Here is a 2,401-nt window from a genome sequence, read left to right on the forward strand (position 1 = left end):
AAGCATTCAGAATCGGACGCCGGTGGCAGAATCCCCACGACAATTGCAAGAAAGGAACTTGATCTTTGTATCAATGATATCGGAGGCTTACCACCAAAACCTCAAGATAATGTTGTAATCATTTCCCCTGAAAACAGCAAAGCCCCCTCTCAAGAGCACTTCGTGATCACAGATGTCCAAGCCTCTGAATCCGGTATGTATAAACTTATCTTGCGGGAGATAAAGTAAAGATACGCTTATTTATTTTAAAAATGTAAAGTCACCACTTGACAATGTGGCGACAATATGAATAATCGAATCAGGTGCCTGAAGAACACCTTAAACCAATAGCGGATGGATTGCCGACACAATCTCTTCTCCGCACATTAAAGGCTTTGACTCGTTGTATGTTACGCGCATATAATGGCTTTGTCGGGTGTGGTTATGCCATAAAATACCCTTTTGGGAAAAGCATAACGACGGACTATTGGCCGTGTTTTTCAGCGCCCGGCATTTTTCTGGAATGTCGATGAAAAACATCTAACCAATAGGAGTTCATAATGAACACTCTTATTCCGATATCGGAACAAACTGTTGGACAGGAAATTGTTCAAACAGTAAATGCACGTGAATTGCACGCATTCTTAGAAGCAAAACGAGACTTTTCCAATTGGATTAAGGACCGTATTATCAAATACAATTTAGAAGAAGGAATAGATTATATTTTAACGCTCGCCAAAACTGGCGAACGTCAAAATGTCGTATTAAAAGAATATTACCTTACACTAAATGTAGCAAAAGAGCTTTCTATGCTTGAGAATAATAAGAAAGGTAGAGAAGCTCGTTTATATTTTATCAAATGTGAACGGCTTTTGAAACAAGTAGTGACACCACAAGTTGACTACTCTAAACCGGAGGCATTGCTTGGTGTTTTGAATCACTTACAAAGTCAAATAGAGCAGAAAGATCATGTTATCGCTGAATTAGCACCAAAAGCAAAAGCACTTGAAGGTTTAAAACGCTCTGATGGTTTGTTTGGCTTAATTGAAGCAGCAAAGATGTTAGAGGTACGACCAAAAGATTTAACGGATTACTTGCGTAAACATGATTGGGTGTATCGACGGGCTCCAGGGGCGCCTCTGTTACCTTATCAGGATAAGATCAAGAAAGGATTTATGGATTGTCCCGCTATTACCATTCAAAGACCGGATGGTACAGAAAAGGTACTCCCTTCAACGAAAATCACATCTAGAGGATTGGCTTGTTTGAGAGAACAAATCCATGGGGGTGTACAATGAAAGTAGATACCAACTTTTTATGCGATTTATGGATAACGTTGTTTCAGTTTGTCAATTGTGAATATGTCGATGACAAAAATTGTAGTGCTCTGGTTGACATCATGGGCATGGTAGAAAAAGCTTTGATTTTAAAACTTCAAGATGAGGTGCCGAATATTACAAAGATTCTAGCAGTTCTTACAGGTTTTGGAACTTCAGAACTACCGCATAGCATGAATCCGTTATTGCAAGCTTATGCTCCTACTTTGGAAAGTCCTGTTGTAAAAGCTGCTTAACTTAAAAACACAACTCCCCTCCCTGTTCTTAAAATAGGGAGTGGTTAAACCCTACATTCAAATTTATTGATTTTGGCAAATTCGTCTGCTTTTTCAGTTTGTAATATACTAACGTCATAAGCAGCTTGCATGTTAAGCCAAAATTCAGCAGTAGTATCAAAAAAATAGGCTAATCTTAGTGCTGTATCGGGAGTCACTGGACTATTTTCAGCAACAATACGTTCTATTCTCGTGCGTGGAACATTTAATGCTTTTGCAAGAGCATAAGCAGAGAGAGCATATTCTTTTAAATATTCCTCTCGTAAAATTTCTCCGGGATGAATCGCTATATAATTTTTCATCTCGACCTCCTACAGATCAATGATAATCTACGATTTCAACTTCATAGGCGCCATTAGAGCGCCATTCAAAACAAATACGAAACTGGTCATTAATACGGATAGAATATTGACCTTTACGCTCTCCTTTCAATGCTTCTAGACGATTTCCCGGAGGACTGCGCAAATCTTTAAGATCAACTGCTTTATCGAGCATAAACAATTTTCTTTGGGCTATACGCACTAGAGTGGTGGGAAAGCCTCTGGGCGGATTGCCTTCTAAAAGATCTTTACACCGCTTATCAGCAAAAGATTCAATCACCAAATCACCTTTATTCGTTCTTTTACGTATCATAACACGATACCAATATAAAGAAAAGGATAAATGTTAAATAACAGGAGCGCCCATGCATCCGAGAGAGACGATAAGGGAAAGCTTTGTTGCTTTGATAAAGGCAGCAAAGACGGCAGCTGGTGACAATATTTTCAATATGCGTGATTTCAACTTTTCCCCTGAGAACACGCCTGCAAT

At 39.0% G+C, this 2,401-nt stretch carries 4 protein-coding genes and 1 pseudogene; 3 read left to right on the forward strand and 2 right to left on the reverse strand.

Annotation, left to right across the window (positions count from 1 at the left end):
* From ACFIJ7_RS09325 to ACFIJ7_RS09335, 3 genes and pseudogenes are all read left to right on the forward strand, one after another.
* Positions 1 to 228: pseudogene (locus tag ACFIJ7_RS09325) on the forward strand (hypothetical protein); the annotation flags it as partial.
* Positions 229 to 539: 311 nt separating this feature from the next.
* A complete protein-coding gene (locus ACFIJ7_RS09330; protein WP_375645170.1) occupies positions 540 to 1,277 on the forward strand; it encodes an antA/AntB antirepressor family protein in 738 nt (245 codons plus the stop codon).
* Positions 1,274 to 1,552, forward strand: a complete 279-nt coding sequence (locus ACFIJ7_RS09335) for a hypothetical protein (RefSeq protein ID WP_375626971.1) — start codon at positions 1,274 to 1,276, stop codon at positions 1,550 to 1,552. Before ACFIJ7_RS09330 ends, ACFIJ7_RS09335 begins: the two co-directional genes overlap by 4 nt.
* Positions 1,553 to 1,596: 44 nt before the next feature.
* On the opposite strand, the gene ACFIJ7_RS09340 is transcribed toward ACFIJ7_RS09335, so the two are convergent.
* Positions 1,597 to 1,893, reverse strand: a complete 297-nt coding sequence (locus ACFIJ7_RS09340) for a HigA family addiction module antitoxin (RefSeq protein WP_004861504.1) — start codon at positions 1,891 to 1,893, stop codon at positions 1,597 to 1,599.
* 16 nt (positions 1,894 to 1,909) lie between these two features.
* Positions 1,910 to 2,224 (reverse strand): type II toxin-antitoxin system RelE/ParE family toxin, encoded by a 315-nt coding sequence (locus tag ACFIJ7_RS09345; protein ID WP_273790985.1) that lies wholly within the window; start codon positions 2,222 to 2,224, stop codon positions 1,910 to 1,912.
* Positions 2,225 to 2,401 lie beyond the last annotated feature (177 nt).

The sequence above is a fragment of the Bartonella sp. MR100HLJHH genome (assembly GCF_042194215.1).
Taxonomy (GTDB): domain Bacteria; phylum Pseudomonadota; class Alphaproteobacteria; order Rhizobiales; family Rhizobiaceae; genus Bartonella; species Bartonella grahamii.